The sequence below is a fragment of the Mesorhizobium album genome (genome assembly GCF_033977205.1).
Classification (GTDB): Bacteria; Pseudomonadota; Alphaproteobacteria; order Rhizobiales; family Rhizobiaceae; genus Mesorhizobium; species Mesorhizobium album.
The window spans coordinates 1-632 of record NZ_JAVIIW010000159.1 but is presented as its reverse complement, the minus strand read 5'-3'; the positions used below and the strand labels follow the sequence as shown (position 1 = coordinate 632).

Below are 632 nucleotides of genomic sequence, written 5' to 3'. Positions count from 1 at the left end.
TCGAAGCCGGCGCTGCTCCTGCTCGACGAGCCGACGACGGCGCTCGACGTCACCGTCGAGGCCGGCATCGTCGAACTGGTCAAGGGGCTCGGCCAGAAATTCGGCACCTCGATGATCTTCGTGTCGCACAATCTGGGCCTCATCCTCGAGACCTGCGACAAGATCACGGTGATGTATTCCGGCGAGGCGGTCGAGACGGGCAAGATCGAGGATGTCTTCGACCGGATGCGCCACCCCTACACGCAGGGCCTGTTCCGCTCGATCCCGCTGCCCGGCGCCGACAAGAATTCGCGGCCGCTGGTCTCCATTCCCGGACAATTGCCGCTGCCGCATGAGCGGCCGAAGGGGTGCAATTTCGGCCCGCGCTGCCACCATTTCGTCGAGGGCGTCTGCAACGCCGCCGAGATCCCGATGATCGCGGTCGAAGGGCACGAGGGCCATTTCTCGCGCTGCGTGCGCTTCAACGAGATCGACTGGGAAGCGCTGCCGCCCGGCGCCAAGAAGGTCAACGAAAAGGTCGAGCCCGGCCAGCCGGTGCTCAAGATCGATGATCTCAAGAAATACTACAAGGTCGGCGGCAGCGAGGTGTTCGGCTCCAGCGAAGGCCGCGTCGTCAAGGCCAACGAGACGAT

1 protein-coding gene is annotated in these 632 nt (G+C 64.2%); it reads left to right on the top strand.

Translation table 11 applies throughout. From position 1 onward, the window contains the following. Positions 1–632: oligopeptide/dipeptide ABC transporter ATP-binding protein (locus tag RFN28_RS34710; RefSeq protein ID WP_320291611.1), on the top strand; the 632-nt coding region annotated here is incomplete at both ends.